The sequence below is a fragment of the Mesorhizobium sp. M7A.F.Ca.CA.002.05.1.1 genome (assembly GCF_003998335.1).
In the GTDB taxonomy this organism is placed as follows: domain Bacteria; phylum Pseudomonadota; class Alphaproteobacteria; order Rhizobiales; family Rhizobiaceae; genus Mesorhizobium.
In genome coordinates this window covers 1-3,698 of record NZ_RZQI01000610.1, presented here as the reverse complement: position 1 = coordinate 3,698, position 3,698 = coordinate 1, and the positions used below count along the sequence as shown (strand labels likewise).

6 protein-coding genes are annotated in these 3,698 nt (G+C 63.2%); 1 reads left to right on the top strand and 5 read right to left on the bottom strand.

All coding sequences use genetic code 11. From position 1 onward, the window contains the following. The coding region (locus EN939_RS25015) for an invasion associated locus B family protein (protein ID WP_127270491.1) at positions 1-496 on the top strand (496 nt) is incomplete at its 5' end. Positions 497-583: 87 nt separating this feature from the next. Here EN939_RS25015 and coaBC read toward each other — a convergent pair. The 5 genes from coaBC to EN939_RS24990 form a co-directional block, all read right to left on the bottom strand. After that, the gene (gene coaBC, locus EN939_RS25010) at positions 584-1,816 is read right to left on the bottom strand and encodes a bifunctional phosphopantothenoylcysteine decarboxylase/phosphopantothenate--cysteine ligase CoaBC (protein WP_127270490.1); all 1,233 of its coding nucleotides are present in this window, start codon (positions 1,814-1,816) and stop codon (positions 584-586) included. A 25-nt stretch (positions 1,817-1,841) separates the two neighbouring features. Then, positions 1,842-2,243 carry a type II toxin-antitoxin system VapC family toxin gene (locus EN939_RS25005; protein WP_127270488.1) on the bottom strand — a complete coding sequence of 134 codons (402 nt, stop codon included), beginning with the start codon at positions 2,241-2,243 and terminating at the stop codon, positions 1,842-1,844. Positions 2,244-2,245: 2 nt separating this feature from the next. Next, positions 2,246-2,500, bottom strand: coding sequence for a FitA-like ribbon-helix-helix domain-containing protein (locus EN939_RS25000; RefSeq protein WP_127270486.1), 255 nt, complete (start codon positions 2,498-2,500; stop codon positions 2,246-2,248). 2 nt (positions 2,501-2,502) lie between these two features. Continuing rightward, positions 2,503-2,712 (bottom strand): FitA-like ribbon-helix-helix domain-containing protein, encoded by a 210-nt coding sequence (locus tag EN939_RS38620; RefSeq protein WP_127270485.1) that lies wholly within the window; start codon positions 2,710-2,712, stop codon positions 2,503-2,505. Positions 2,713-2,786: 74 nt separating this feature from the next. After that, positions 2,787-3,698 (bottom strand): AarF/UbiB family protein (locus EN939_RS24990; protein WP_245473164.1); only part of this gene is annotated, 912 nt, incomplete at its 5' end.

Below are 3,698 nucleotides of genomic sequence, written 5' to 3'. Positions count from 1 at the left end.
CTGCGGCACATCCGCGGCACCCGCTGCCGCGGATGTGCCGCAGTTGCCCGGCGGCGCGTCGGCACTGTCTGAAACCCACGGCGACTGGACGGTCAATTGCCAGATATCGGGCACGGCCAAGACCTGCAGCCTGTCGCATCAGCAATTCAACAAGCAAAGCAATCAGCGGCTGCTGGCGATCGAGCTGTCGAGCAAGACCGGCGAGGATGCCATGGGCACGCTTGCGTTGCCGTTCGGCCTGGCGCTGGCCAAGGGGGTCAGCCTGACCATCGACGATCAGAAGCTGGACGGCAGCCTGGCGTTCAACACCTGCCAGGTCGTCGGCTGTCTGGTGCCGGTGGTGTTCGATGCGACTGTCACGCCGCTGCTGAAATCAGGCACCACACTGAAGATCGACGCTTTCGCGGCAGATACCGGACAAGCGGTGAACTTTTCCATTCCGCTCAACGGCTTCGCCGGCGCGCTTGCCCGGACCGCGCAGCTTTTGACCAATTGAGGTAGAGCCGCAGGACTTAAAGCGCTGCCTGAATGTCGTCTCGCGGCAGGGCAGTGCGTCACTGCCTCAGAACGTCTCTGCGTCGGTTCAAACGATGATGGTTTTAAGCCTTTCGGCGATCAAGGCGGCGAGCCGCGCCGCCACATCGTCCTTGCTCATCTCCGGCCATTCCTCGACGCCAGCCTTTGACACGATCCGCACCCGGTTGCGATCGCCGCCCATCACGCCAGAAGAACCGACGCCGCTTCCCTGCGACACGTCGTTGGCGACGATGAGATCGGCGCCTTTTTTCTTGAGTTTGGCCTCGGCGTTGCGCAGGAGATCCTGCGTCTCGGCGGCGAAGCCGATAATCAGGCCGGGTCGCTGGCTGTGATGGCCGACGCCGGCGAGAATGTCGGGATTTTCGACCATGCGCAGCACCGGCGGCCCTTCGCCGGCCACCTTTTTGATCTTCTCACCGGCTGAATTTTCGGTTCGCCAGTCGGCAACGGCGGCGACGAACACCGCCGCGTCGGCAGGCAGGAGCTGTTCCACCGCGTCGCGCATCTCTTGCGCACGTTCGACATGGATGGTCTTCACGCCAGCCGGATCGGCAATGCCGACAGGACCGGAGACGAGGTGCACATCGGCGCCGAGCCTGGCCAGTGCTGCCGCTATGGCATGGCCCTGCTTGCCGGACGAACGGTTGGCGATGTAGCGCACCGGGTCGATCGGCTCATGCGTGGGGCCGGAGGTGACGATGATCCTGCGCCCCGACAGCGGCTTCGGGCCGACGTCGAGCAGTGCGTCGATCGCGGCGACGATCTCCAGCGGCTCGGCCATGCGGCCTTCGCCCGCTTCATTGCTTTCGGCCATCTCGCCCCTGACCGGACCGACGAAGATGACACCGTCTTTCTGCAGCGTCGCGCGGTTGCGGCGGGGGGCCGGATGCGCCCACATCCTCGGGTTCATGGCTGGCGCCATCAGCACCGGCTTGTCGGTGGCGATGAGCACCGTGGAGGCCAGATCGTTGGCGTGGCCATTGGCGAGCTTGGCCATCAGGTCGGCGGTGGCTGGCGCCACCACCAGCAGGTCGGCCTCGCGCGACAGCCTGATGTGGCCGACATCGTGCTCGTCCTGGCGGTCGAACAGTTCGGTAAAGACATGGTCGGCGGAGAGCGCGCCGGCCGACAGCGTGGTGATGAACTCCTGCGCGGCCGATGTCATGACCACCCGAACGCCGGCTCCGCGCTCGCGCAGCCGGCGGATGAGATCGAGCGCCTTGTAGGCGGCGATGCCGCCGCCGATGATGAGCAGGATGCGCTTGCCGGAGAGGCTCATGCCCAAGACCAGTTCTTATCGAGTGTCATGCCGGCTTCAGCGCCGGTTCGATATCGGTATGGATGAAATCATTGCCCTTGAAAAGCAGCGGCAGGTTTCGCGTCCTGGCGAGGGCGTAGGAAAAACAGTCGCCCATGTTGAGTTTGGCGGGATGGCCAGTGCCGCGGCCATAGAGGGCATAGGCTTCAATGCCGGCCTGTGCATGTTCGGCAGTGAGAGCGACGATCGTGACTTTCAGTCTTTCTAGAAGGCCTCTCAACTCAGCTGTGCCGGCCGCCCCATAACGTCCGACGACGACCGTGCCACATTCCATCAGGGTCGCGGCGCTCATAAACATCAGCTGATTTCCGGCGAGGCGCTGGGCTATCACCGGTGCATCAGGCTCCTGCTTGAGGATGGCCAAAATCGCGGAGGTGTCGATCACCACAGTCAGTCCTCCTCGATGAAGGACCAGAGCTCATCCGTTAGTTTTTTCTGATCGAAGTCCACTTTTCGCAATCGTCGACCGAATTCGAGGATTTCCTCTGCCGTGACGACATCGTCGTCGTGCTTGTTGACTGCCGCTACATCCTTCAACAACAGGGTTCTTGCCTCCTGCTCCATTGACACGCCATGTCTGGCGGCCTGCTCGCGCAGCCTTTGCTTCAAATCCTCGTCGAGATTGCGGATCGTCAGGGTGCCCATGGCTATTCCTGCATTCTTGCGATTGATTGATCCTTGGGTTTTTCCCCAGATGCCAAACCCGTTCGGTCGAACCCTTTTGTGGTCGGCAGCCCAACGGATGCGGCGAGCACGTCCCGCGCTTCCTGCTCCATGGAAACGCCCCGCGCGGCGCCGCGCTCGCGTAGCCGCCGCATGACATGGTCTTCCAGATTGCGGACGGTAATCCTCGCCATATGCACACTCCTACGTAGAATATAGCGATCTCGATTTCCGACTGCAATGACAGCATTGCTGTCATTGCCTGCACTCAGATGATCTTCCAGGCGATATAGACCAGCGTCAGCGCAATTACCCAGAGTGCCCAGCGGCCGGAGCGGCTGTAGCGCGCCTCGGCCTTGCCGATGGCGTCGGCGGTGGTCTCGTCGAAGCGCAGGCCGTGCTCGGCCATCAGGTCGATCTCGCGCGACAGCCGGTCGGTGCGCGCCGCAAGCTCGGGAATCTGGCGGGCCAGGGTGAGCAGCGCCCGGGCGCCGTCACGCGCATCGATCATCATGCCACGCGGCCCAAGATTGCCTGATATCCAGTCGCCGACCACCGGCTCGGCCGTCTTCCACATGTTGAAGGCCGGGTCGAGCGTGCGCGCCACGCCCTCGACCACCACCATGGTCTTCTGCAACAGGATCAATTCGGGCCGCGTCGCCATGTCGAAGAGTTCGGTGACCTCGAACAGCAGCGTCAGAAGCTTGGCCATCGAGATGGTCTCGGCCGGCTGGCCATGGATCGGCTCCCCGATCGCCCGGATCGCCTGCGCGAAGGCCGCGACATTGTGCTGGCGTGGCACATAGCCGGCCTCGAAATGGACCTCGGCGACACGCAGATAGTCGCGCGTGATGAAGCCGTAGAGAATTTCGGCGAGGAAGCGGCGCTCCTTCTTGCCGAGCCTGCCGGCAATGCCGAGATCGACGGCAACGATGGTGCCGTTTGCCTCGACGAACAAATTGCCCGGATGCATGTCGGCATGGAAGAAGCCGTCGCGCAGGGTGTGGCGCAGGAACGACTGGATGAGATTGGCTGCGATCGCCTTCAGATCGTGGCCGGCGGCCTCCAGGCCGGCAATGTCGTTCATCTTGACGCCGTCGACCCACTCCATGGTCAAGACGTCGCGGCCGGTGCGCTCCCAGTCGACGGACGGCACGCGAAAGCCGGGGTCATCCCCTGT